At 69.8% G+C, this 23,882-nt stretch carries 21 protein-coding genes; 14 read left to right on the top strand and 7 right to left on the bottom strand.

What is annotated here, in order from left to right:
• Nucleotides 1-2: 2 nt before the first annotated feature.
• Together LPH33_RS10680 and LPH33_RS10685 are read right to left on the bottom strand one after the other, a co-directional pair.
• On the bottom strand, nucleotides 3-1,835 hold the full coding sequence (locus LPH33_RS10680; protein ID WP_229567986.1) for an ABC transporter ATP-binding protein: 1,833 nt from the start codon (nucleotides 1,833-1,835) through the stop codon (nucleotides 3-5).
• Nucleotides 1,832-3,598: an ABC transporter ATP-binding protein gene (locus LPH33_RS10685; RefSeq protein WP_229567988.1), complete on the bottom strand. Its 1,767-nt coding sequence runs from the start codon at nucleotides 3,596-3,598 to the stop codon at nucleotides 1,832-1,834. Before LPH33_RS10685 ends, LPH33_RS10680 begins: the two co-directional genes overlap by 4 nt.
• A gap of 378 nt (nucleotides 3,599-3,976) precedes the next feature.
• On the opposite strand from LPH33_RS10685, the gene pdxS reads away from it, so the two are divergent.
• A complete protein-coding gene (pdxS, locus tag LPH33_RS10690; protein ID WP_059381317.1) occupies nucleotides 3,977-4,879 on the top strand; it encodes a pyridoxal 5'-phosphate synthase lyase subunit PdxS in 903 nt (300 codons plus the stop codon).
• A 5-nt stretch (nucleotides 4,880-4,884) separates the two neighbouring features.
• On the opposite strand, the gene LPH33_RS10695 is transcribed toward pdxS, so the two are convergent.
• Entirely contained in the window at nucleotides 4,885-6,081 is a 1,197-nt protein-coding gene (locus tag LPH33_RS10695) for a SpoIIE family protein phosphatase (protein ID WP_229567990.1), read from the bottom strand.
• Nucleotides 6,078-6,899 carry an alpha/beta fold hydrolase gene (locus LPH33_RS10700; protein ID WP_229567992.1) on the bottom strand — a complete coding sequence of 274 codons (822 nt, stop codon included), beginning with the start codon at nucleotides 6,897-6,899 and terminating at the stop codon, nucleotides 6,078-6,080. Before LPH33_RS10700 ends, LPH33_RS10695 begins: the two co-directional genes overlap by 4 nt.
• A gap of 142 nt (nucleotides 6,900-7,041) precedes the next feature.
• Here LPH33_RS10700 and tesB point away from each other — a divergent pair, with 142 nt between their 5' ends.
• The 12 genes from tesB (at nucleotide 7,042) to LPH33_RS10760 (ending at nucleotide 20,268) form a co-directional block, all read left to right on the top strand.
• A complete protein-coding gene (gene tesB, locus LPH33_RS10705) occupies nucleotides 7,042-7,866 on the top strand; it encodes an acyl-CoA thioesterase II (RefSeq protein WP_016694918.1) in 825 nt (274 codons plus the stop codon).
• A gap of 76 nt (nucleotides 7,867-7,942) precedes the next feature.
• Nucleotides 7,943-8,554 (top strand): pyridoxal 5'-phosphate synthase glutaminase subunit PdxT, encoded by a 612-nt coding sequence (gene pdxT / locus LPH33_RS10710; RefSeq protein WP_088898172.1) that lies wholly within the window; start codon nucleotides 7,943-7,945, stop codon nucleotides 8,552-8,554.
• A 138-nt stretch (nucleotides 8,555-8,692) separates the two neighbouring features.
• Nucleotides 8,693-9,445: a YebC/PmpR family DNA-binding transcriptional regulator gene (locus LPH33_RS10715; RefSeq protein ID WP_088898171.1), complete on the top strand. Its 753-nt coding sequence runs from the start codon at nucleotides 8,693-8,695 to the stop codon at nucleotides 9,443-9,445.
• A gap of 196 nt (nucleotides 9,446-9,641) precedes the next feature.
• Nucleotides 9,642-10,220: a crossover junction endodeoxyribonuclease RuvC gene (gene ruvC / locus LPH33_RS10720; protein ID WP_026061730.1), complete on the top strand. Its 579-nt coding sequence runs from the start codon at nucleotides 9,642-9,644 to the stop codon at nucleotides 10,218-10,220.
• Nucleotides 10,217-10,813 (top strand): Holliday junction branch migration protein RuvA, encoded by a 597-nt coding sequence (ruvA, locus tag LPH33_RS10725; protein ID WP_016694922.1) that lies wholly within the window; start codon nucleotides 10,217-10,219, stop codon nucleotides 10,811-10,813. The genes ruvC and ruvA overlap by 4 nt, the downstream gene beginning before the upstream one ends.
• On the top strand, nucleotides 10,810-11,979 hold the full coding sequence (gene ruvB / locus LPH33_RS10730) for a Holliday junction branch migration DNA helicase RuvB (RefSeq protein ID WP_016694923.1): 1,170 nt from the start codon (nucleotides 10,810-10,812) through the stop codon (nucleotides 11,977-11,979). Before ruvA ends, ruvB begins: the two co-directional genes overlap by 4 nt.
• A gap of 147 nt (nucleotides 11,980-12,126) precedes the next feature.
• Entirely contained in the window at nucleotides 12,127-12,456 is a 330-nt protein-coding gene (yajC, locus tag LPH33_RS10735) for a preprotein translocase subunit YajC (protein ID WP_016694925.1), read from the top strand.
• Between the two features lie 110 nt (nucleotides 12,457-12,566).
• The gene (secD, locus tag LPH33_RS10740) at nucleotides 12,567-14,342 is read left to right on the top strand and encodes a protein translocase subunit SecD (protein WP_229567993.1); all 1,776 of its coding nucleotides are present in this window, start codon (nucleotides 12,567-12,569) and stop codon (nucleotides 14,340-14,342) included.
• A complete protein-coding gene (gene secF, locus LPH33_RS10745) occupies nucleotides 14,339-15,547 on the top strand; it encodes a protein translocase subunit SecF (protein ID WP_420714487.1) in 1,209 nt (402 codons plus the stop codon). Before secD ends, secF begins: the two co-directional genes overlap by 4 nt.
• Nucleotide 15,548: 1 nt before the next feature.
• On the top strand, nucleotides 15,549-17,297 hold the full coding sequence (locus LPH33_RS10750; RefSeq protein WP_229567997.1) for an ABC transporter substrate-binding protein: 1,749 nt from the start codon (nucleotides 15,549-15,551) through the stop codon (nucleotides 17,295-17,297).
• Nucleotides 17,294-17,851: an adenine phosphoribosyltransferase gene (locus tag LPH33_RS10755; RefSeq protein WP_145691733.1), complete on the top strand. Its 558-nt coding sequence runs from the start codon at nucleotides 17,294-17,296 to the stop codon at nucleotides 17,849-17,851. The genes LPH33_RS10750 and LPH33_RS10755 overlap by 4 nt, the downstream gene beginning before the upstream one ends.
• Nucleotides 17,852-17,955: 104 nt before the next feature.
• Entirely contained in the window at nucleotides 17,956-20,268 is a 2,313-nt protein-coding gene (locus LPH33_RS10760) for a RelA/SpoT family protein (protein WP_016694930.1), read from the top strand.
• Between the two features lie 22 nt (nucleotides 20,269-20,290).
• Here the strand turns inward: LPH33_RS10760 and LPH33_RS10765 are convergent, their stop codons facing one another.
• The 3 genes from LPH33_RS10765 to LPH33_RS10775 all read right to left on the bottom strand — a co-directional run bounded on the left by LPH33_RS10765 (nucleotide 20,291) and on the right by LPH33_RS10775 (nucleotide 22,955).
• A complete protein-coding gene (locus tag LPH33_RS10765) occupies nucleotides 20,291-21,088 on the bottom strand; it encodes a peptidylprolyl isomerase (RefSeq protein ID WP_145691732.1) in 798 nt (265 codons plus the stop codon).
• A gap of 209 nt (nucleotides 21,089-21,297) precedes the next feature.
• Nucleotides 21,298-22,080 (bottom strand): peptidylprolyl isomerase, encoded by a 783-nt coding sequence (locus LPH33_RS10770; RefSeq protein ID WP_229567999.1) that lies wholly within the window; start codon nucleotides 22,078-22,080, stop codon nucleotides 21,298-21,300.
• Nucleotides 22,080-22,955: a peptidylprolyl isomerase gene (locus LPH33_RS10775; RefSeq protein ID WP_088898162.1), complete on the bottom strand. Its 876-nt coding sequence runs from the start codon at nucleotides 22,953-22,955 to the stop codon at nucleotides 22,080-22,082. Before LPH33_RS10775 ends, LPH33_RS10770 begins: the two co-directional genes overlap by 1 nt.
• A 149-nt stretch (nucleotides 22,956-23,104) precedes the next feature.
• Between LPH33_RS10775 and LPH33_RS10780 the strand changes: the two genes are divergently transcribed.
• Nucleotides 23,105-23,788: an MBL fold metallo-hydrolase gene (locus LPH33_RS10780; RefSeq protein ID WP_179161701.1), complete on the top strand. Its 684-nt coding sequence runs from the start codon at nucleotides 23,105-23,107 to the stop codon at nucleotides 23,786-23,788.
• The last annotated feature ends 94 nt before the right edge of the window (nucleotides 23,789-23,882 follow it).

Below are 23,882 nucleotides of genomic sequence, written 5' to 3' on the forward strand. Positions count from 1 at the left end.
CCTCACACGAGCGTCGACCGGAACGACCAGGCGTCCTGCAGCCGGGCGTAGAGCCTGCCCGTGGCAACCAGCTCGTCGTGCGTGCCGTCCTCGACGATCCGGCCCCGGTCGAACACCAGGATTCGATCGGCGACCCGCGCACTGTGCAGGCGGTGGGCGATCGTCACCGTGGTGCGTCCACGTCCGATCGATGTCAGCGCCCTTTGCAGGCGCACGTCGGTTCCGGCATCGACACCGCTGGTGGCCTCGTCGAGGACCAGCAGGTCGGGGTCGACGAGCGCGGTGCGTGCCAGCGCGACGAGCTGGCGTTCGCCGACCGACAGCGCCTCACCCCGCTGGCCGGTGCGGGTGTCGAGGCCGTGCGGCAGGTCGCGGGCCCAGTCGTCGAGCCCCAGCTCGGCAAGGATCGCTTCGACGTCGTGCCGGTCGGCTCCCGGACGGGCGACGGCGATGTTCTCGAGGACGCTGCGATCGAACAGGAAGGGATCCTGGGGGACCACGGCGACACGCCGGGCGAGCGACTCGTCGCCGATGCTCGCGACGTCGACACCGGCGAAGCGGACGGTACCGGTCGTGGGGTGCAGTTGCCGGGTGAGCAGCTTGGCGAAGGTGCTCTTGCCCGAACCGGTCTCGCCCACCACCGCGACCTGCTGCCCGGCACCGATCCGCAGGTCCAGCCCGCTCAGGACCGGGCGTCCGGGGACGTAGCCCACCTCGACGGCGTCGATGTCGACGTCGAACATCCCGGGTCGCAGCGGCGTCGCGATCTCCTGTGCGACCGCGTCGGTCTCCAGGTCGAGGATCGCGAGCACCCGGCGCAGTCCCGCCTCCGAGTTCTTGGCGTCGGCCAGTGTGTTGACGGCGAACTGCAGAGGCCGCACGAAGAACGTCACGAGGAAGACGAAGGCGACCACCGTCCCCACGGTGATCGACGAACCCACACCGGAGGTGCCGAGGCCGAGCGCGACCCCGCCGCACATCACCGCGATCGTGATGAGCGTGTCGATGCTCTGGCCGACGGAGAACGAGGCGCTCATCGGCAGCAGCGTGCGGACCTGTGCGTCCGCCGTCGCATCGATCCGCGAATGCAACCGGGTCCGGACCCGCTCGACGGCGCCGGCGGCCCGGATCGTGTCGATCCCGGTGAGGGTCTCCGCGAACGCCGCGTACAGCTGCCCGATCCGCGAGCGCACCACGTCGAACCGGCCCGCGATGATCCGCTGCACGTAGCGGCCGACGAGCGGCACGACGCACGCGACCAGCGCCGCCAGGATCGCCAGCGGCCACGAGTACACCGCCATGACGAGGAACGCGATCGTCATCTGGGTCAGGTTCTGGACGAGGGTCATGCCGCCACCCTGGGCGAACACCGTCACCGCATCGAGGTCGTCGGTGCTCCGGGCGACGAAGCTGCCCTGCGCGCCGGATTCCAGACGGGTGGGAGGCAGCCGCAGGGTGTGGTCGAGCACCCGGGTCCGCAGGGCGGACACGACGTCCTCGACGGTCGAGATCAGACGACGGTTCATCAGCGACGAGCCGACGCCCGCGACCAGCACGGCCGCCATTCCCAGGAGCGCGCACCGGACGACGATCCGGGTGCGCTCCTCGGAGGTGACCGCGGTGAGCAGACCGTGATCGATCGTGTACTGCACCACGACGGGAACGACGATGCGTCCCACCGCCGCGAGCGCGGCGAACGCCAGGGTGGCGGCCAGGCCGGTCCGCACCGACGGGACGAGCCGGGCGACGCGGCGGAGCAACGCGACGGTGCCGAGTCGTTCGGTGTCGATCCTTTCGGCGTCCGGTTGTGCGGATGCGGTGGGGGACACGGTCATCGGGTCGCCCCCTCGAGTTCGGCCGTGCGTGCGTTGTCGTCGTAGGCCGTCACCAGGTCGCGGTAGGCGGGCACCGATGCCGCGAGACCGGCGTGAGTGCCGGTCGCGACCACCTGGCCCTGATCGACGAAGACCACCTCGTCGGCGAGCGAGATCATCGCGGGACGGTGTGCGACGACGAGGATCGTGGTCTCCGATCGTCCCTGCGAGAACTCCGCCCGCAGGTTGTCGACGACGGCACGCTCCACGGCGGGATCGAGTGCGGACGTGGCGTCGTCGAGGACGAACACACGGGGTCGCCGCACGAGTGCCCGAGCGAGGGCGATGCGCTGACGTTGGCCGCCGGACAACCGCGCGTGACCGTCGCCGAGCACGGTGTCGAGACCGTCCGGCAGTTCGTCGACGAAGCCGGCCTCGGCGAGCGCGAGCGCGCGACGGACCGTTGCCTCGTCGATCCCGTCGTCCCACAGGGTGAGGTTGTCGCGCACGGATCCGGCGAAGACGAACGGGGTCTGGGTGACGAGAGCGACGTGTCGTGCCGTGTGACCGGGTGGTGTCGTGGCCAGGTCGACGTCGTCGAGGGTCACGGTGCCCGAGGTGGGCGGGAACAGACGAGTGAGCAGCGCGACGAGGGTGGACTTGCCGGAACCGTTGCGCCCGACGAGCGCCACGATGCGTCCCGGGCGCAGATCCAGGTCGACCGAGTCGACGGCGGGCCGGTCGGCGTCGGCGAAGCGGTAGGAGACGGCATCGGCGCGCAGACGGGCCGGAGCGGCCGAGTGGGGGACGGAGGCCGAGCCGGACGGCTCCGGTTCGGCCTCGGCCAGTACCGTCTCGACGCGGCGGCGACCGACGACACCGGCCGGCAGGACGGCGAGGAAGCGGCCGATGACACCGAGCGGCATGACCATGGTGAGCAGCAGGTAGACGACCGAGACCAGAGCGCCGATGGTCACCGCACCGGCCTCGATCCGCACCACGCCCACGAGCAGGACCACGAGGACCGCGAACGACGGGGTCAGTTCGATGAGCGGGTCGAAGATCGCCCCGACACGACCCGCGGACCGATTGGCCCTCGCGAGTTCGTGTGCGGCGCCGGCGAATCGCCGCGTCTCGTCGTCGGTCGCTCCGAGCGTGCGGATGACCTGGGCGCCGGCGATCGCCTCGTGCGCGAGCGCGGCGACCTCGGCGCGGCGCGACTGCACCTGCCGGGCGCGCGGCGACAGGACCCGTTGGTAGACCACGTTCGTCGCGATGAGCGCGGGGATGAGCACGGCCGCGATCACACCGAGCCGGGTGTCCGTGCGGAAGACCTGGACGAGCACCGCCAGGAGCATGCCGGTCATGCCGACCGCGAACGGGAAGTGCTGCATCGGGGCGTGGGCGGAGTCGGCGTCGGAGACGGCATGGGCGAGCAGGCGACCGGTGGGATGACCTCGGTGCCAGCGCGATCCGGAATCGAGATAGTGATCGGCCAGGCGCGTGCGCGTGCGGGCCAGTCCGCGGAACTGGACGGTGCCTCCCGCGAACGTGCGGGTCACGATGCTCAGGACGCGCAACAGGGCGACGCCGATCAACGCGAGGGCCGTTGCCACGGCGACGCCGGTGGACAGCTCGCCGCGTTCGAAGCTCCCGAGGACGAGATCGTCGGTGGCCGAGCCGATCACGTCGGCGAACAGTACCGTGCACAGGCCGTTGGCGATGCTCGCGCCGATCGCGACCGCCGCGGGGACGGGGAATCGGCGACAGTCCTCGACCATCATCGCGATTCCTGCCCGGAAGGTGGCTCCGCGGAGCGGTTCACGAGCAACAGGGCGGTTCGGTGCCACGGGCATCCCAGCCTTTCGTCGGTTCCCGGACATCCGCGTGAACCCTCGAGGTGAAACGGCGGAGTGCGCCCACGGCCGTGGGCGCACATCCCTCCCATCATGAGCATCGGCAACGATCCGGGCGACGGTTCGAGTCGGCGTGATCGAAACCTCCGGAGCCCGGCCGGGGGAGTGGACCGGCAGCATGCAGTCCAGTTGTTGTCAACTGGCTATGGGGGTGCCTCGGATACGGCCCTAGGCTGGGGTCCGCTGCCCGTCGCCCCGTGCGCCGGCAGTACTCGCCGATCCGTCCACCGAGGAGGAATCCCCATCGTGACCAGCCCCGATACCGCCCCCGTCACCGGCACCGCCCGCGTCAAGCGCGGCATGGCCGAGATGCTCAAGGGCGGGGTGATCATGGACGTGGTGACCCCCGAACAGGCGAAGATCGCCGAGGACGCCGGCGCGGTGGCGGTCATGGCCCTCGAACGCGTGCCCGCGGACATCCGCGCGCAGGGCGGCGTGTCGCGCATGAGCGATCCCGACATGATCGACGGCATCATCGAGGCCGTCTCGATCCCCGTCATGGCCAAGGCGCGCATCGGCCACTTCGTCGAGGCGCAGATCCTGCAGGCTCTCGGGGTCGACTACATCGACGAGTCGGAGGTGCTCACCCCCGCCGACTACGAGAACCACATCGACAAGTTCGCGTTCACCGTGCCGTTCGTGTGCGGCGCAACGAATCTCGGTGAGGCACTGCGCCGTATCAACGAGGGCGCGGCGATGATCCGCTCCAAGGGCGAGGCCGGCACCGGCGACGTCTCGAACGCCACGACCCACATGCGTCGGATCCGCCAGGAGATCCGGCGCCTGACCTCGCTTCCCGAGGACGAGCTCTACGTCGCCGCCAAGGAACTGCAGGCCCCCTACGACCTCGTCGTCGAGGTCGCCCGCGCCGGCAAGCTGCCCGTCACCCTCTTCACCGCCGGTGGCATCGCCACCCCCGCCGACGCGGCGATGATGATGCAGCTCGGCGCCGAGGGCGTGTTCGTCGGATCCGGAATCTTCAAGTCGGGCAACCCCGCCCAGCGTGCGGCCGCGATCGTCAAGGCCACCACCTTCCACGACGATCCCGACGTGCTCGCGAAGGTCTCGCGCGGCCTCGGCGAGGCGATGGTCGGTATCAACGTCGACGAGATCCCGCAGCCGCACCGGCTCGCCGAACGCGGCTGGTGACCGCTCTACCGGGGTGCGTGCAGGGCGAGCAGGGCGACGTCGTCCTGCACGCCCGCCCCGAGCGTCGCGAGCGCCTCGCGGACGGCTCCGACCGCTTCCGCCGCGCTCGTCGGCTTCGATGCGCGGACGTGGTCGAGGAGGCGGTCCTCCCCGAAGCGTTCGCGGGTCTCGCCGGAGACGAGGGCCTCGGTCACCCCGTCGGTGTACAGCAGCAGCGTGTCGCCGGGGCGCAGCGCGAAGGTGTGCTCGACGAGCCGCGGCGTGGGCAGCATTCCGATCAGCTGTCCGCCGATCGTGGGGAGATAGTCGACGTTGCCGTTCGCGCGCACGAGAAGCGGCGGCGGATGCCCACCCGAGGCGAGACGGATGTCGACCCGTCCGGTGTCCGGATCGGGCGCGACCGTGCCGAAGGTGAGCGTGCAGAAGGGAGCTCGCGTCTCGCTGTCGCGTTCGTCGAGCAGGGTGGTGTTGAGCGTCCTGAGCGCCGCGGACGGGAACGTCTCGTAGACCGCCGCGGCGCGCAGCGTGTAGCGGACGATCGACGTCACCGCCGCTGCGCGAGCGCCCTTTCCGCACACATCGCCGAGGAACAGCCCCCACGTGCCGGCGCGCGCGGGGAACAGGTCGTAGAAGTCGCCGCCGACCTCGTCGGGGGACGCGATGTGGTAGTACGCGTCGACCTCGAGTCCCGGTACCGCGGGCAGGCTCGGTGGAAGCAGGGTCGCCTGGAGCGTGGCGTTGATCTTGCGGAGCCGCTCACGCTCGAGTTCCGCCTCGCGACGGGCACGGAGCAGTTCCGTCTCGTAGGCGCGGCGCTCGCGCGCATCGAACAGCATCGTGCGGATCAGCGCGGGCCTGCCCTCGGCGTCCGGCTCGACCACCGAGGCGGCCAGGACCGGAAGCCGGGTCCGGTCGGCACGGACGAGTTCGAGAGCGATCCCGTTGATCTGCCCGTGCATGAGCAGGAGCGGCGCGTAATGGGTCTCGTGGTAGATACGGCCGCCCACGCTGAGCAGGTCCGAGAAGTACCGCTTGCCGACCAGTTCGTCGCTCGGGAACCCGAGCCAGTCCGTCAACGTCCGGTTCACCTCCGTGATCCGTCCGTCCGGGAGCGTCGTCAGGAATCCGCACGGCGCGTTGTCGTACAGCGCATCGCCGTGTCGGATACGGGGATCGAGGGTCCGATCGGTCGTCGCCGTCACCCCGATCGGCGCGCGAACGCCGCGATCGCGGCTGCTGTCTCTTCGGGTGCGCTGAGCTGCGGGCAGTGGCCGGTCGCGTTCAGAGTCACGAGTTCGCTCCCGGGGATCTGCTCGTGAACGAAGGCACCGACCTCGCGCGGAGCGATCGCATCGTGGGCGCACTGGGCGACGAGCGTGGGCACCGACACCGCGGCCAGATCGGAGCGATTGTCGGCCAGGAAGGTCACCCGGGCGAAGACGCGCGCCACCTCGGGATCCGCGCGGCAGAAGATCTCGGCGAGTTCGTCGCCGAGCTCCGGCCGCTCGGGATTGCCCATGATGACCGGCGCCATCGACTCGGTCCAGCCCAGATAGTTCGCCTCGAGGGATTCGAGCAGCTCGTCGATGTCGTCGGCGCTGAACCCACCTCGGTAACCGGTGGCCGGATCGTCGATGAAGCACGGGGACGGCGCGAGCAGCACGAGACCGGAGAAGACCTCCGGGGCAGCGGCCGCCGCGAGGACACCGATCGACGCGCTCACCGAGTGGCCGACGAAGAGCACCGGCCCGAGATCCAGGCTCCGGCACAGGTCCACGACGTCGTCGGCGTAGGTCTCCATCCGCGAATAGCGCTGGGGATCCCAGGCGGTCGCATCGGAGCGCCCGGAGCCGACGTGGTCGAACCGCACCACGGTGAAGTCGGGTTCGAGCAGCGGGATCACCAGGCGCCACAGGTGCTGGTCGCAGCCGAAACCGTGCGCGAGGACGACCACCGGGCCCTGTCGGTTGCCCGTGATCGTCACGCTGTTCCTGCGCACCACATCGGTGACTTGTCGCATTGCACCCCCTCCGTTCTCCCGAGGGTGTCACATTCGGTACCCGATAGCGATCCCGGTTCTCCCACCACTTCCCGGGGACACGGCGTTCGGTACACGTCCGTGCAGCTAGCCTTCTTGCGTACGGTGCACAGAAGGAGTTCCCATGGCGAAGATCGAGCAGATCCTGGCGCTCGAACAGATCGAGAACGACATCTTCCGGGGTATCGCGACGGAGACGTTGCTGCCGCGGACGTTCGGTGGTCAGGTCGCCGGTCAGGCGCTCGTATCGGCGGTCCGCACCGTCGATCCCGACTTCGGGGTCCACTCGCTGCACGGCTACTTCCTCCGGCCGGGGAACCCGACGATGCAGATCGTCTATCTCGTCGACCGGATCCGCGACGGCCGCTCCTTCTGCACCCGGCGCGTGACGGCCGTCCAGGACGGCAAGGCGATCTTCACCATGTCGGCGTCGTTCCACGTGCGCGACGAGGGGATCGAGCACCAGGACACGATGCCGCGCGTGCCGGCTCCGGAGGAACTGCCCGATCCGGAGACCGTGGTCGACGACGCAACCCTGCTGTGGGCGAAGAAGGAATGGGCCGAGTGGGACTTCCGGTTCGTTCCCCGCGACCGGATGGACTCGTCGAGCAGGATGGCCGCACAGCAGCAGCTGTGGTTCAAGTCCCGCGAGATCCTCCCCGACGACCCCGTCTTCCACGTGTGCACGCTCGCGTACATGAGCGACATGACGTTGCTCGGCTCGGCGAGTGTCGGCCACGACGACGAACGGACGCAGGGCGCATCCCTGGACCACGCGATGTGGTTCCTGCGGCCGTTCCGCGCCGACGACTGGCTGCTCTACGACCAGACGTCACCCTCCGCCGGGCTGGGGCGCGCACTGACCCAGGGGCGGATCTTCGATCGCAACGGCAACATGGTCGCGGCGGTGGTGCAGGAAGGACTCACGCGGTACCTGCGCGAGTCCTGAACGAGGGCGTCCCCGACGAGGACGCCCTCACGGAGTGCCTGCACACCGGCGACCCCGGACGGACAGGCAGGCAACGGTGACCACTTCTTCCCCCACGATCGGCGTCCTGGCACTGCAGGGCGACGTCCGCGAACACCGCAGTGCTCTCGAGGCGGCGGGTGCGCGGACGATCGCGGTGCGGCGCGAGCGCGAACTCGACGAGGTCGACGGCATCGCCCTCCCCGGCGGCGAGTCCACGACCGTCAGCCGGCTGTTACGCGTGTTCGATCTGCTCGAGCCGTTGCGGAGCCGGTTGAAGGCGGGCCTGCCCGCCTACGGTTCGTGCGCCGGCATGATCCTGCTCGCCTCCCGGGTGCTCGACACCACCGAGGACGCCGAGCACCTCGACGCCCTCGATATCGTGGTGCGCCGCAACGCGTTCGGCCGTCAGGTCGACTCGTTCGAGACCGACCTGCCGCTGACCGGCCTCGACGACGGACCGGTGCGCGCGGTGTTCATCCGCGCACCCTGGGTGGAGGAGGTCGGGCCCGACGTCGAGGTCCTGGCCACGGTGCCGGACGGGCCGGCGGCGGGCCGGGTGGTCGCGGTGCGGCAGGGTGCGGTGATCGCGACCTCCTTCCATCCCGAGATCACCGGCGACCATCGCGTGCACCGGTTGTTCGTGGAGACCGTGCGTTCGGCCACCTGACCGCGGAGTGCGCCCGACGACCTCGGCGACATGACGACACGGCCACCGTGCGGTGACCCACAGCGGGAGCGAGTAGAATCGACGCTCCGACCTGTCGGTTGACGCCGACCACACTTCGCCGGAAGGGGCTCGAAGCGAATGAGCGGCCACTCCAAATGGGCCACCACCAAGCACAAGAAGGCGGTCATCGACGCCAAGCGCGGCAAGATGTTCGCGAAGCTCATCAAGAACATCGAGGTGGCGGCTCGGACCGGCGGTGGCGACCCGGCGGGTAACCCGACCCTGTTCGACGCCATCCAGAAGGCGAAGAAGAGCTCGGTCCCGAACGACAACATCGAGCGTGCCCGCAAGCGCGGCGCCGGTGAGGAAGCCGGCGGTGCCGACTGGCAGAACATCACCTACGAGGGCTACGGCCCCAACGGTGTCGCGCTGCTCATCGAGTGCCTGACCGACAACCGCAACCGCGCCGCCGGTGAGGTCCGCACGGCGATGACCCGCAACGGCGGCAACATGGCCGATCCGGGTTCGGTCGCCTACCTGTTCACCCGCAAGGGTGTCGTCGTGCTCGAGAAGAACGGCCGCTCCGAGGACGAGATCCTCGAGGTCGTCCTCGAAGCGGGCGCCGAGGAGATCAACGATCTCGGCGACTCCTTCGAGATCGTCTCCGAGGCGTCCGACCTGATCGCCGTGCGTACGGCGCTCGTCGACGCCGGCATCGACTACGACTCGGCCGACCCCGACTTCCGGGCCTCGGTCGAGGTGCCCGTCGACGCCGAGGGCGCGCGCAAGGTCATGAAGCTGGTCGACGCGCTCGAGGACTGCGACGACGTGCAGAACGTCTACACGAACGTCGACATCTCCGACGACGTGCTCGCCGAACTCGACGCCTGAGCGACGCTCTCGTCGTACTCGTCCCCGAGCGACGCTCGTCGTACTTGTCACAGCGGCCGGGGTCGCGTGTCGGTCTCCCGGCACCCGACCCCGGCCGCTATGCTCTCGAACAGGCGTTCGCAATCGTGCGGAGCGGGGTCGGGTCCGTCGGATGTGTCGGAAACCGGCCGTATTCGGGTGTCGAGAGGTGAGTCGGGTGCGCGTGATGGGTGTCGACCCCGGTCTGACCCGCTGTGGTCTGGGGATGGTCGACACAGGACGCGGACGCGACGTGATCCCCGTCGCCGTCGGGGTCATCCGCACCTCGCCCGACCTCGACCTCGAGCACCGGCTCCTCAAGGTGTCCGACTCGGTCGAGGAATGGATGGACCGCTACGAGCCCGACGTCGTCGCGATCGAGCGCGTGTTCTCCCAGCACAACGTGCGCACCGCGATGGGCACCGCGCAGGCCGGCGGTGTCGTGGCCCTGGCCGCGGCGCGTCGCTCGATCCCGGTCATGTTCCACACGCCGAGCGAGGTGAAGGCCGCGGTCACCGGCAGTGGCACGGCCGACAAGAAGCAGGTGACCACGATGATCACCCGCATCCTCAAGCTCGACGCCGCGCCGAAGCCCGCCGACGCCGCCGACGCGCTCGCGCTGGCCGTCGCACATTGTTGGCGGGCCCCGCTGATCGCCAGACTTGCGGCCGCCGAAGCTGCGGCCGCCCAGCAGAAGAAACGCTACGAGGAGCGGCTGCGCGAACAGTCGGCCGCACGGAAGGCAGGTAGCCGGTGATCGCCTCGGTACACGGCGAGGTACTCGACATAGCCCTCGACCACGTGGTGATCGAGGCGGGTGGGATCGGCTACCGGATCAACACCACACCCGCGACCCTCGCCGGTCTCCGGCGCGGCGAGCAGGCCAGACTCGCCACCGCGATGATCGTCCGCGAGGACTCCATGACGCTGTACGGCTTCGTGGACGCGGAGGCGCGCGAGCTGTTCGGTCTGCTGCAGACGGTCAGCGGCGTCGGCCCCCGGCTCGCCATGGCCACGCTCGCCGTCCTCGAACCCGATGCCTTGCGTGCGGCTCTCGCCGACGGCAACACCGCAGCGCTGACGCGGGTGCCCGGGATCGGCAAGCGCGGCGCCGAACGCATGATCGTCGAACTGCGCGACAAGGTCGCGGCCTTCGGTGCGACCGGAGGGTCGCCCGTCGCGGCCGGAGCCTCGCCGCTGCGCGACCAGATCGTCGAGGCGCTGGTCGGCCTCGGATTCACGCCGCGTCAGGCCGAACCTGCCGCCGACAAGGTTCTCACCGAGGATCCGGGGGCCGACGTCTCGACGGCACTGCGCTCGGCGCTCAAGCTGCTGGGTAGGTCGCGGTGACCGACGAGTACCGTGAGTTCGATGCTGCAGCGGCCGACCGTGATCGGTCGCCCGTCACGGCGGAGCACCTGCCCTCCGACAGCGACATCGAGACCAGCCTGCGCCCGACCAGTCTCGACGATTTCATCGGGCAACCGCGGGTCCGCGAGCAGCTGCAGCTCGTCCTGCGAGGAGCGAAACTTCGCGGCGGCACTCCCGACCACATCCTCCTGTCCGGCCCGCCCGGTCTCGGCAAGACGTCGATGGCGATGATCATCGCCGCCGAACTCGGCACGTCGCTGCGACTCACCTCCGGTCCCGCGCTCGAACGGGCCGGCGATCTCGCCGCGATGCTGTCGAACCTCGCCGAGGGCGACGTGCTGTTCATCGACGAGATCCACCGCATCGCCCGACCGGCCGAGGAGATGCTGTACCTCGCGATGGAGGACTTCCGCGTCGACGTCGTGGTGGGCAAGGGGCCCGGCGCGACGTCCATCCCGCTCGAGGTCGCACCCTTCACCCTCGTCGGCGCGACCACCCGTTCCGGCGCCCTCACCGGCCCGCTGCGCGACCGGTTCGGTTTCACCGCGCACATGGACTTCTACGAGCCTCCCGAACTGCAGCGGATCCTGCACCGCTCCGCGTCGATCCTCGGGATCGATCTGCGCGACGACGCCGCTGCGGAGATCGCCGGTCGCTCCCGCGGCACGCCGCGTATCGCCAACCGGTTGCTGCGCCGCGTCCGCGACTACGCCGACGTGCGGGCCGACGGTGTCGTGACCCGGGCCGTCGCCCAGGCCGCGCTCGAGGTGTACGACGTCGACCCGATCGGTCTCGATCGTCTCGACCGCGCCGTCCTCGGCGCACTCGTCCGCAGTTTCGGTGGCGGCCCGGTCGGCGTGTCGACACTCGCCGTGGCAGTGGGGGAGGAGCCCGCCACCGTCGAGGAGGTGTGCGAGCCGTTCCTGGTCCGTGCCGGCATGGTCGCGCGCACTCCGCGCGGACGTGTGGCCACGCAGGCCGCCTGGTTGCAGCTCGGCCTCACCCCGCCGCCGGAGGCCGCCACCGGGGGCATCGAGGTGCGTGCGCGCGAACCCCAGCTCGAGCTGTTCGAGGACGACCCCGACACGACCCTCGAGGGCGGTGTCGATCCGTCCGACCCGGACGATCCGGACGTACGGCGGTAGGACCCTCGCCCGGGGAATGGCACACTGGTCTACTGCGTCGGTCCGTGGAGGCCGATCCCGACGTCGTGGTGCCGCATGCGCCACCACGACCCGCTGGTGTCGCCCGCGTCACCACCCACCGACAACGACCGAGGACTGACTTCAACGATGGAACTGCTCTTCCCTCTCCTGATCCTGGCACTGCTCGTCCCGACCTTCCTGGGCGTGCGGCGTCAGAAGAAGGAGATGCAGAAGGTGACGGCGCTGCAGGACTCCCTGCGCATCGGCGACCGCGTGATGACCACCGCGGGTCTGCACGCCACGGTGGCCGCCCTCGCCGACGACACCGTCGATCTCGAGATCGCGCCGGGTGTCGTCACGACCTGGTCGCGTCTGGTCATCCGGGAGCGCGTCGAGACCGAGACCCCGCAGGATCCGGATCTGCTCCGCAAGGACGACGATGCGACCCCGCCGGAGGGACGTCCGACCGAGTACTGACAGCCGATTCGCGACGCACGGTTTCGGCACCGGAGTCTCCGGTGCCGGTGCCGAGCGCCGCGCGACTGCACCCGACCACCACTCACTCGCATCGAGGAGACTGACAGACCGTGGCACCTTCCAACGGATCGGTGCATCCCGTGCGCGCTCTCGCCCTGTTCGGGGTGATTCTCGCCGCGTTGTATGCACTGGTCTTCTTCACCGGGGACAAGTCGCCCACCCCGAAGCTGGGCATCGACCTGCAGGGTGGCACCCGCGTCACCCTCACCGCGCGAACCCCCGACGGGAGCAGCCCGAGTCCGGACAGCCTCCGCCAGGCCCAGCAGATCATCGAGACCCGCGTCAACGGCCTCGGTGTCTCGGGTTCGGAAGTGATCGTCGAGGGCGACAACCTCGTGATCACCGTCCCGGGTGAGGACAGCTCCCAGGCCAGGACGCTGGGCCAGACCGCCCGTCTGTACATCAGGCCGGTGATCGGGGGACCGATCGACGCGAACATGACCGCCGAGGATCTCGCCGAGCAGCCCGGCGCCGGTACGCCCGAGGGCGGGCTGCCCGCAGAACCGGCCCCTGCCGAACCGGCACCCGGCGAACCCGCACCGGCCGACCAGGCTCCGCCCGCCGATGCGCCCGAACCGCAGGGACGTCCGTTCCCGGCGCAGGATCCCACCGCGCCCACCGATGCCCCGGAACCGGCCGAGACGCCCGAGGCTCCGACCGAGCCGACCGGAGCACCCGAGGCTCCCGAGAACGACGGCTCGCTCACCCCGCAGGAACAGGCGGCCGCCGACATCGCCGCGGCCAAGGCCACCCGCCAGAGCGAGGACCCCGCGGTGCAGCAGGCCGCAGCTCTCGCGCTCGACTGCTCCGCGGCCGACCCGCTCGCAGGCAACGACGACCCGGCGCTTCCGCTCGTCGCGTGCTCCACGGACGGCACCGCGATCTACCTGCTCGGCCCGAGCATCATCGACGGCCAGCAGATCGACGACGCCACCTCCGGCTTCAACCAGCAGCAATCGCGCTACGAGGTCAGCCTGACCTTCGACAGCGAGGGCAGCAACACCTGGGCGCAGTTCACCGCCGCGAACATCGGTCAGCAGGCCGCCTTCGTGCTCGACTCGAAGGTCGTCAGCGCCCCGGTGATCCAGGGCGCCACCCCCGCCGGCAGCGCCACCTCGATCACCGGCCAGTTCACGAACACGCAGGCCGCCGAGCTCGCGAACACCCTCAAGTACGGCTCGCTCCCGCTGTCGTTCGTCGCGTCCGAAGCCGAGACCGTCTCCGCGACACTGGGTCTGGCCTCGCTCGAGGCCGGCCTGATCGCCGGTGCGGTGGGCCTGGCCCTCGTGCTGATCTTCTGCCTCGCCTACTACCGGATGCTCGGACTGCTCACCGCACTGTCGCTCGTCCTGTCGGGTCTGGCGGTCTACGCGGTCATGGTGCTGCTCGGCCGATACATCGGGTTCACGCTCGACCTCGCCGGCGTCGCCGGTCTCATCATCGGTATCGGCATGACCGCCGACTCGTTCGTCGTCTTCTTCGAACGGATCAAGGACGAGATCCGCGAGGGACGAAGTTTCCGTTCCGCCGTGCCGCGCGGTTGGGCCCGTGCCCGCCGGACCATCCTTTCCGGTAACGCGGTCAGTTTCATCGCCGCCGCCGTGCTCTACGTCCTGGCCGTCGGTCAGGTCCGTGGCTTCGCGTTCACCCTCGGCCTCACCACGATCCTCGACGTCGTCGTGGTGTTCCTCGTGACCTGGCCGCTGGTGTTCCTGGCCTCGAAGTCGAAGTTCTGGTCCAAGCCGAGTGTGAACGGTCTGGGCGCGATCCAGCAGGTGGCCGACGAGCGTCGCCTCGTTGCCGCGACCGCTGCGAAGGAGGCGTGACGATGACCGACACGACCACGACGACGGCCATACCGCAGCACGGTCTGCTGTCCCGCCTGTACACCGGCACGGGTGCCTTCGAGATCGTCGGCCGCCGCAAGCGGTGGTACATCGTCACCGCGGTGATCGTGCTGATCGCCCTGCTCAGCATGCTGCTGCGCGGATTCAGCTGGGGTATCGACTTCGAGGGCGGCACCCGCATCCAGATGCCGGCAGTGGCCGGTGTCTCCGTCGACGACGTCGAAACCGTTTTCAGCGACACGATCGGCTTCGAACCCGAAGCGGTGCAGACCGTCGGCGCCGGAGACGGTGCGACGGTGCAGATCCGGTCGGAGACCCTCGACATCGAGCAGGTCGCCGAGCTGCAGACCGCGCTGTTCGAGGAGTTCCAGCCCGCCGGGCCGGACGGTGAGCCGTCCCGCAACGCGATCAGCGTCGCCGATGTCAGCGAGACGTGGGGAAGCCAGATCACCAACAAGGCGCTCATCGCGCTGGTGGTCTTCCTGGTCATCGTGAGCATCTACATCACGATCCGATACCAGCGGAACATGGCGGCCGCAGCGATCGCGGCCCTGTTCTTCGACATCATCGTGACAGCGGGTGTCTACGCCCTCGTCGGTTTCGAGGTCACCCCGGCGACCGTCATCGGCCTGCTCACGATCCTCGGCTTCTCGCTGTACGACACGGTCGTCGTCTTCGACAAAGTCGAGGAGAACACCCGCGGCATCCTGCACCTGCACCGCCGCACCTACGCCGAGCAGGCCAACCTCGCCGTCAACCAGACCCTCATGCGCTCGATCAACACCACGATCATCTCGGTGCTGCCGGTGCTCGCGCTCATGGTGGTCGCGGTGTGGCTCCTCGGAGTGGGCACGCTCAAGGACCTCGCCCTCGTCCAGCTCGTCGGCATCGTCGTCGGTACCTTCTCGTCGATCTTCTTCGCGACCCCGTTGCTGGTTACGCTCGAGGAATGGCGTGGTCCGGTCGCGAAGCACACCCGCAAGGTGCTCGTCAAGCGGGAGGAGGCCGCCGCCCGCGCAGCGAAGGCCGGGACGACGGCCGGATCGCAGCCGCCCGCCGTGCCCTCCGCGAAGGTTGTGCCGACGGTCCAGGGGGCCGGAGCCCTGCCCGACCGGGCGACGGTCCGTCGCGGCCCCGCCCCCGGAGCGCGACCCACCGGAAAGCGCGGCAAGAGAAGGTCCTGACATGGCGGTGAGCGAGCGGAACGACCCGACGACGAGGCGGTCGCCGAGGCGCCGCGGCACGCTCCTCGCGTGCGCGGTGGCCTCGACACTCGCGTTCTCCGCCGTGGCCTGTGGCACGGACGAGGAACCGGTGCACTCGATCGGGTACGCGATCGACAACACGGTGACGACCTACAACGCCAACACCGTCGACGGCGCCGCCTCCGGCGCACGCCAGGCGTTCGCCCGGGTGCTGCCGGGCTTCGGCTACGTCGGCCCGTCGGGCCGAGTGGTCGCGGACACCGACATCGGCACCGCCTCGGTCGTGCCCGGTGAGGGCCTGACCGTGCAGTACCGCCTGTCGCCGGATGCGGTCTACTCCGACGGCGTGCCGATGTCCTGCGACGACCTCGTCCTCGCCTGGGCTGCGTCGAGCGGACGCTTCACCGCACCCGACGAGTCCGGCGAGCAGATCCCGCTGTTCGACGCCGCCCACCGCGGTGGCTACGCCGACATCGAGCGGGTCGACTGTCAGGCGGGGTCGAAGGAGGCCACCGTCGTCTTCCGGCCCGGCCGTGAGGACACGAACTGGAAGGCGTTGTTCGGGGCCACCGAGTTGATGCCGGCCCACGTGGCGGCGGACAGGTCGGGTGTCCCCGACCTGGTCGGGGCGATCACGGCGAACGACACCGAGGCCGTCCGGCGCATCGCGGAGTTCTGGAACACCGGCTGGACCCTCACCCCGGGCGAGATCGATCCGGCGCTCTTCCCGTCCGCGGGGCCGTACCGCATCGAGTCGTACACCGCCGAGGACGGCCTGACCCTCGTCGCGAACGAGCGATGGTGGGGGAACGCCCCGGGCACCGACCGCATCGTCGTCTGGCCGCGCGGCACCGACACGTCCGCGGCCGCGGAGGACGGCCGCATCCACGTCGTCGACGTGGCCGAGGGATCCGTCGGCCACAGCAACCTCGGTGACGGCGCCGACGTCTCCACCGTCGTCTCACGCAACCTCGAACAACTGGTGTTCGCCACGAGCGGTGTCTTCCAGGACCCGGCGGCGCGCCGCGCCGTCGCCCTGTGCACGCCCAGGACACAGTTGTTCGACGAACTCGGCGCATCCGACGAGTCGAACGGCGTCACGGGCCCCGTCACCTCGCGGCTCCTGGCGCCCGATTCGCCGCTGTACCCGCAGACGGCGCAGACCGCCGAACGCTACGCCGAGGTCGACATCGACGCCGCGCGTTCCGAACGTGAGGCCTCCGGTCAGGACCGCATGCAGGTCCGCATCGGCTATCTCGGACCGGACGAGCGTCGCGCGCGCACCGTCGAGCTGATCGGCGAGTCCTGCCGGGAGGCGGGCATCGAGATCGTCGACGCCGGCTCCGACACCTTCACGCCGTCGCAGCTGACGGCGGGGGAGGTCGACGCGATCCTCGTGGGGACGGCCACGGCGGCCGGTGCCGGTGGTGCCGCCGACATGGAGGACGCCCGCGGCTCGCTGCACTCCGGCACCGGCAGCAACGTCGGCGGCTATTCGATCGGACGCGTCGACGAACTGCTCGACGGTCTGCTCGTGGCGAAGGACAACGCGGCCATCGCCGGACTCGCGACCGAGGCCGAACGCATCCTGTGGGGCGACGTCCCCACCCTGCCCCTGTTCGCGCAGCCCCGCACGCTCGGGTTCGCGGCGGGAATGCATGCCGGGGTGCCGAACCCGACGACCGCGGGTGCGGGCTGGAACATGGACCGGTGGATACTCGGAGGATGAACGCTCAACGGATCGGCGACACGCGGCTCGTCGAGGAAGCTGCCGTGGCCGTGGCCGAACACACCCGATGGGTCGACGACTTCCCGACCGCGGGCGTCCGTTTCGCCGACCTGACGCCCGTCTTCGCCGACGGACCGTCCTTCTCGGCCGTCATCGCGGCGCTGGCGTCCGCGGCACCCGACGCCGAACTCGTCGCCGGTATCGATGCGCGCGGTTTCCTCCTCGGCGGCGGCATCGCCCGCTCCCTCGGCGTGGGCGTGCTCGCCGTCCGCAAGGCCGGCAAGCTCCCGCCGCCCGTCCAGACCTGCGAATACAGCCTCGAATACGGCACCGCGGCGATCGAGATCCCGGGCGACTGGATGGCCCTGCAGGGCCGCAAGGTGCTCGTCGTCGACGACGTCCTCGCAACCGGCGGAACCCTCGCCGCGACCGTCGAACTGCTCGAACGCGTCGGCGCCGAGGTCGTCGGGATCACCGTCGTCACCGAGATCGAAGCCCTCGGCGGCCGAGCGCGACTGCAGAAGTACCCGCTCACGTCTCTCGTGCGGATCTGAGAGATAGAGTTGCCACAGGTGCCGGTGAACCCGCCGGGCCCGTACGGTCCGGACATGCGCATCGGTGACGAACCGGGTTCGCAGCCGCGACGGGAGGTGGAGGCATGACCCAGAATCTCGATCGGTCGCACAATTCCGGTCAGAACCCGACACCCACACCGGCATCGACCTCCGCGTCGAGGCGGGTGCGCGCCCGCCTGGCGCGACGCATCACCGGTCAGCGGGGCACGAGCCTCAAGCCGGTCCTCGAGCCGCTGGTCACCATCCACCGCGAGCTGTACCCGAAGGCCGACCTCTCGCAGCTGCAGCGCGCGTACGACGTCGCCGAGGAGCGGCACGCGAGCCAGAAGCGCAAGTCCGGCGATCCGTACATCACCCATCCGCTGGCGGTCGCCACGATCCTCGCCGAGCTCGGCATGGACACCACGACCCTCGTCGCGGCACTGCTCCACGACACCGTCGAGGACACCGGATACACGCTCGAGCAGCTCACCGCCGAGTTCGGTGAAGAGGTCGCGCATCTCGTCGACGGCGTCACCAAACTCGACAAGGTCGTGCTCGGCTCGGCCGCCGAGGGTGAGACCATCCGCAAGATGATCATCGCGATGGCGCGCGACCCCCGGGTGCTCGTCATCAAGGTCGCCGACCGCCTGCACAACATGCGGACCATGCGCTTCCTGCCTCCCGAGAAGCAGGCCCGCAAGGCACGCGAGACCCTCGAGGTCATCGCCCCGCTGGCCCACCGCCTCGGAATGGCGACGGTCAAGTGGGAGCTCGAGGACCTCGCCTTCGCGATCCTCCACCCGAAGAAGTACGAGGAGATCGTCCGGCTCGTCGCGACCCGCGCGCCGTCGCGCGACACCTACCTGGCCACCGTCCGCGACGAGATCGGCCGGACGCTCGCAGCGTCGCGGATCGATGCGGTCGTCGAGGGCCGGCCCAAGCACTACTGGTCGATCTACCAGAAGATGATCGTCAAGGGCCGCGACTTCGACGACATCCACGACCTGGTCGGCGTGCGCATCCTGTGCAACGAGATCCGCGACTGCTACGCGGCCGTCGGTGTCGTGCACTCGCTGTGGCAGCCCATGGCGGGACGGTTCAAGGACTACATCGCGCAGCCCCGCTACGGCGTCTACCAGTCGCTGCACACCACCGTCATCGGTCCCGAGGGCAAGCCGCTCGAGGTGCAGATCCGCACACACGAGATGCACCGCACCGCCGAGTTCGGCATCGCCGCGCACTGGCGGTACAAGGAGACCAAGGGACGTCACTCGGGTGATGTCGCCGAGCTCGACGACATGGCCTGGATGCGGCAGCTCCTCGACTGGCAGCGGGAAGCGGCCGACCCGGGGGAGTTCCTCGAATCGCTCCGCTACGACCTGGCGGTCAAGGAGATCTTCGTCTTCACGCCGAAGGGCGACGTGATCACCCTGCCCTCCGGCTCGACGCCCGTGGACTTCGCGTACGCCGTGCACACCGAGGTCGGGCACCGCTGCATCGGAGCCCGCGTCAACGGCCGCCTCGTCGCCCTCGAACGCAAGCTCGAGAACGGCGAGGTCGTGGAGGTCTTCACCTCCAAGGACCCCAACGCGGGCCCGAGCCGCGACTGGCAGTCGTTCGTCGTCTCACCTCGCGCCAAGGCGAAGATCCGGCAGTGGTTCGCCAAGGAGCGTCGCGAGGAGGCCCTCGAATCCGGCAAGGACGCCATCGCAAAGGAGGTCCGTCGCGTCGGTCTGCCGCTGCAGCGCCTGATGAACGCCGACCTGATGGTCGCGGTCGCCAAGGAACTGCGCTACGCCGACGTCTCGGCGCTGTACACCGCCGTCGGTGAGCACCACGTCTCGGCGCACCACGTCGTGCAACGGCTGGTCGCGCTGCTCGGCGGGGTCGGTGGCGTCGAGGAGGAGCTGGCCGAGCGGTCCACCCCGTCGACCATCCCCACCCGCTCGCGGCACAGCGGCGACTCCGGTGTCCTCGTGCCCGGCGCACCGGGCACGGTCTCGAAGCTCGCCAAGTGCTGCACGCCCGTCCCCGGCGACGAGATCATGGGCTTCGTGACCCGCACCGGAGCGGTGAGCGTGCACCGCACCGACTGCACCAACGCCGGGTCGCTGCGGGAGCAGTCGGAGCGCATCATCGAGGTGCAGTGGGCGCCCTCGCCGTCGTCGGTCTTCCTCGTCGCGATCCAGATCGAGGCGCTCGATCGGCACCGCCTGCTGTCGGACGTCACGAAGGCGCTCGCCGACGAGAAGGTCAACATCCTGTCGGCCTCGGTGACGACCACGGGCGACCGGGTCGCGGTGAGCCGGTTCACCTTCGAGATGGGCGATCCTAAGCATCTCGGACACGTGCTCAACGTCGTCCGCAACGTCGAGGGCGTCTACGACGTCTACCGGGTGACCTCGGCAGCCTGATCGCGGCGGTCGGGTCGCTCCGTCACCGCACGGCTCCGATCACGACGGGCGTCGTGGGTACGCCGCCCCCGAGCGGGCTGGACCCGTCGTGCCCGTCCGCGGCGGCCGCGTCGAGCACCGGCATCCCGGCATCGGCGATGCGGCCGAAGGCCGTGAAGTCCGGGCGCAACAGCGAATCTCCGAGCAGCAGGAAGAACTGGCTGCCGTTGCTGTTCTCCACTCCGGCGTTGGCCATCGCGACCGTGCCGCGCGGATACAGCACCGCCGGCGGGAGATAGGACGTCGCCGCCTCCGCCGCGAACTGCGGTACCGGGTACTCGTCCGCGAAGGTGTAACCGGGCCCGCCGGATCCCGTCCCTGTGGGGTCGCCGCACTGGTAGAGCTCACCGCCCGGATCGGTTGCGAGACGGTGACAGGAGGTGCCGTCGTAGAACCCGCGACGCGCGAGATCGACGAAGCTGTTGACCGTGCACGGCGCCTGGGCCCGGTCGAGCACGAGCGGGATCGCGCCGATCGACGTCTCGAGCGTCAGGTCGACGATGCCCACGGTCGATACGGTGGACGGGGGACGAGCGCCACCCCTGTCGACGTACTCGCATGTCACCGTCGGTGCCGGTTGGGCCGGGACCTCGGGGAGCCCGCGGTAGATGGACAGATCGCGTGGGGGAGCGGACCGTGGCTGGGCGACCTCGGTGACCTTCGTGGTTTCGGAACCGGCGTCCTGCGCACAGCCGCCGAGCAACACTGCGACGGCGACGAGACAGAGCGGAACAACGGTACGGAGCCGGGACGCGAACCGCTGTTCGGTGGTGTGGATCACAGCATCGGGACGCTATCGGAACCCTGCACGAACCGATAGGGGCCGAGGGTGGATCGGTGAACAATCACCCCCGAGATCACCCCGTGAGGTGGTGTGGTCCAGCGGATCTCGTGCCGGTCGGCAGTATCCGCGCCGTCGGAGTCCCGAAGGCACGACGTCCCGCCCCGGGATCCGGGGCGGGACGTCGTGCGCTGTCGTGCGAGGGGGTGTCAGGACCCGACGGTCACCGACTCGATCTGCACCGCGCGGTTGGGGGCACCGCCGCCGGCCGCCATCGATCCGTCGTCGCCCTCCGCCGCGACGTCCTCGATCACGGTGAGTCCGGCCTCGTCGACCGTCCCGAAGACCGTGTAGGTGGGGGGAAGCTGCGAATCCTCGTAGACCAGGAAGAACTGGCTGCCGTTGCTGCCGGGCCGGCCGGTGTTGGCCATCGCGACCGTGCCGCGCGGGTAGATCACCGGCTGGCGCAGCTGGGCGTCGCCGGGCGCGTACACGTTCTCCGGGTACTCGGTGTCGAAGCCGTAACCCGGACCGCCCGTGCCGGTGCCCGTCGGGTCGCCGCACTGCAGCACCTGCAGACCCGGCGAGGTCACCAGACGGTGGCAGGGCGTGTCGTCGAAGTAGCCCTGCTCCGCGAGGGACACGAAGCTGTTGACCGTGCACGGCGCCGCGGCCCGGTCGAGCTCCACGCCGATCTCGCCGACGCTGGTGGTGATCTGCGCGGCGGTGGTGCCGGTGGCGGAGACGTCGTCCGCGGACGGGGCGGTCACGTCGCGCGCGGCGTCGCCCGAGGCGTTGTAGGTGCACGAGACGGGATCGCCACCGGCGGGTCGCTCCGGCAGTTCGCCCGTGTAGGCGGGGGACTCCCGGTCGGCGACGGACGCGGGTGCCGAGGAGGTCGCGGCGCTGTCGGTGGACGTGTCGTCGGAGCATCCCGTGAGCAGGAGTGCCAGCCCGGCGCCGGCGGCGAGGGTGGTGCGCAATCGGATCATCAGTCCATCCTGACCGACGTGAGGGTGGTCTCCAGCGCGGGGGCACCGTCGGCGGCTCCGCCTGCGACACCGGCCGCGGCGATCTTGTCGAGGGTCGTGAGACCGGTCTCGTCGATCGTGCCGAAGACGGTGTACTGCGGCGGCAGCACCGAATCGCCGTACACCAGGAAGAACTGGCTGCCGTTGGTGTCCGGGCCGGCGTTGGCCATCGCGAGCGTGCCGCGCGGATAGGTCATCGGTTCCTGCGCCGCGGGATCGTCGGCGGCGAACTGGTCGGTCGGGAACTCGTTCGCGAACTGGTAACCCGGCCCGCCCGACCCGCTACCCGACGGGTCGCCGCACTGCAGGACCTGCAGGGACGGCGAGGTGGTGAGCCGATGGCAGGCCGTCTCGTCGAAGAAGTTCTGCGAGGCGAGCGACAGGAAGCTGTTGACGGTGCACGGCGAATCGTCGTTGTGCAGGATCAGGCCGATGTTCCCCTGGCTCGTCTCCACGCTGACGCTGATGTCCGTGTTGCCCTCGCCGGTGGTGCGGATGCCCTCGGTGCGCGGCGGCTCCGCCGGCTTCGACGGTTCGCGGCCGTCCGCGGGGTAGGAGCAGTTCACCGTCTCGGGCAACGGCTCGGACCGGCCCTCGGGGAGCGCGGCGTACTCCATTTCCGAACCCGAGGTGTCGTTCGACGCCGCCTCGGTGGCCGTGTCGTCGCCCCGGTCGACCGCCCACAGAGCAACACCCGCACCGACGACCACGATCACTGCGAGCGCGGACAGCGCGATCGTCATGCGGCGCCGCTTGCGCTCGCGTTCGGCTCGACGCTCGAGCTGCCGTTCGAGTTTGCGTTTCGCGGCCTGGCGCCGTTGTGCGTTGCTCGGCACTGCAGTAGTCCTCCCGTGAACGATCGATGTGGTCCAACCGACTTCGAAGCAGACCCGAGTCTGCCACCCGGGACCGGCAACCCGCGGGCAGGGCGCAACGCATAGTCTGTAGGAGACCTCGAAGGCTTCCACCCGTAGGAGCGATGCTCGTGCTCGTGACCGGATTCCCTGCCGGGATGTTCCAGACCAACTGCTACATCCTCGCGCAGGACAATGCGAAGGAGTGCGTCGTCGTCGATCCCGGCCAGGACGCCGCCGAGCCGCTCGTGGAGTTCCTCACCGGATCCGATCTCACGCCCCGCGCGGTGCTGCTCACGCATGGTCACCTCGACCACATGTGGTCGGCGCAGCCGGTGGCCGACCGGTACGGGATCCCCGTCTACATCCACCCGGACGACCGGATGATGCTCACCGATCCGCTGCAGGGCATGGGGTCGAGCCTTGCGCCCTTCCTCGACGGCGTCGAGTTCGTCGAACCGCAGCAGGTCGTGGAGTTCGCCGACGGGGACGAGATCGAACACGCCGGAATCGAGTTCGTCGTCGACCACACGCCCGGGCACACCCGCGGCTCGGTCGTCCTGCGCACCCGCACCACCACGCCCGACGGAGCCGTCCTGAACGTCGCTCTGACCGGCGACACCCTGTTCCAGGGATCGATCGGCCGCACCGACCTGCCCGGCGGCGATCACGCGCAACTGCTCGACTCGATCGCGCGCAAACTGCTCGTGCTCGACGACGGCACCAACATCCTCCCCGGACACGGCGGGGCGAGCACGATCGGGCAGGAACGGGTGTCGAATCCCTTCCTCACCGGCCTGGCAGAATCCCGCTGACGGCACGAACACCGACGCACGAACACCGACACATCGACACCGGCGCATCGATACCGACGCACGAACACCGCGATCCGTCCGGTGACCAACCGAG

This window comes from Rhodococcus sp. RDE2 (genome assembly GCF_020885655.1).
Taxonomy (GTDB): Bacteria; Actinomycetota; Actinomycetes; order Mycobacteriales; family Mycobacteriaceae; genus Rhodococcus; species Rhodococcus pyridinivorans.

What these genes read in the sequence shown, in the direction of transcription:
- LPH33_RS10680 (WP_229567986.1), bottom strand. Translation starts at nt 1,835, where the DNA reads ATGACCGTGTCCCCCACCGCATCCGCACAACCGGACGCCGAAAGGATC.
- LPH33_RS10685 (WP_229567988.1), bottom strand. Translation starts at nt 3,598, where the DNA reads ATGATGGTCGAGGACTGTCGCCGATTCCCCGTCCCCGCGGCGGTCGCG.
- LPH33_RS10700 (WP_229567992.1), bottom strand. Translation starts at nt 6,899, where the DNA reads ATGCGACAAGTCACCGATGTGGTGCGCAGGAACAGCGTGACGATCACG.
- tesB (WP_016694918.1), top strand. Translation starts at nt 7,042, where the DNA reads ATGGCGAAGATCGAGCAGATCCTGGCGCTCGAACAGATCGAGAACGAC.
- LPH33_RS10715 (WP_088898171.1), top strand. Translation starts at nt 8,693, where the DNA reads ATGAGCGGCCACTCCAAATGGGCCACCACCAAGCACAAGAAGGCGGTC.
- yajC (WP_016694925.1), top strand. Translation starts at nt 12,127, where the DNA reads ATGGAACTGCTCTTCCCTCTCCTGATCCTGGCACTGCTCGTCCCGACC.
- LPH33_RS10750 (WP_229567997.1), top strand. Translation starts at nt 15,549, where the DNA reads ATGGCGGTGAGCGAGCGGAACGACCCGACGACGAGGCGGTCGCCGAGG.
- LPH33_RS10755 (WP_145691733.1), top strand. Translation starts at nt 17,294, where the DNA reads ATGAACGCTCAACGGATCGGCGACACGCGGCTCGTCGAGGAAGCTGCC.
- LPH33_RS10760 (WP_016694930.1), top strand. Translation starts at nt 17,956, where the DNA reads ATGACCCAGAATCTCGATCGGTCGCACAATTCCGGTCAGAACCCGACA.
- LPH33_RS10770 (WP_229567999.1), bottom strand. Translation starts at nt 22,080, where the DNA reads ATGATCCGATTGCGCACCACCCTCGCCGCCGGCGCCGGGCTGGCACTC.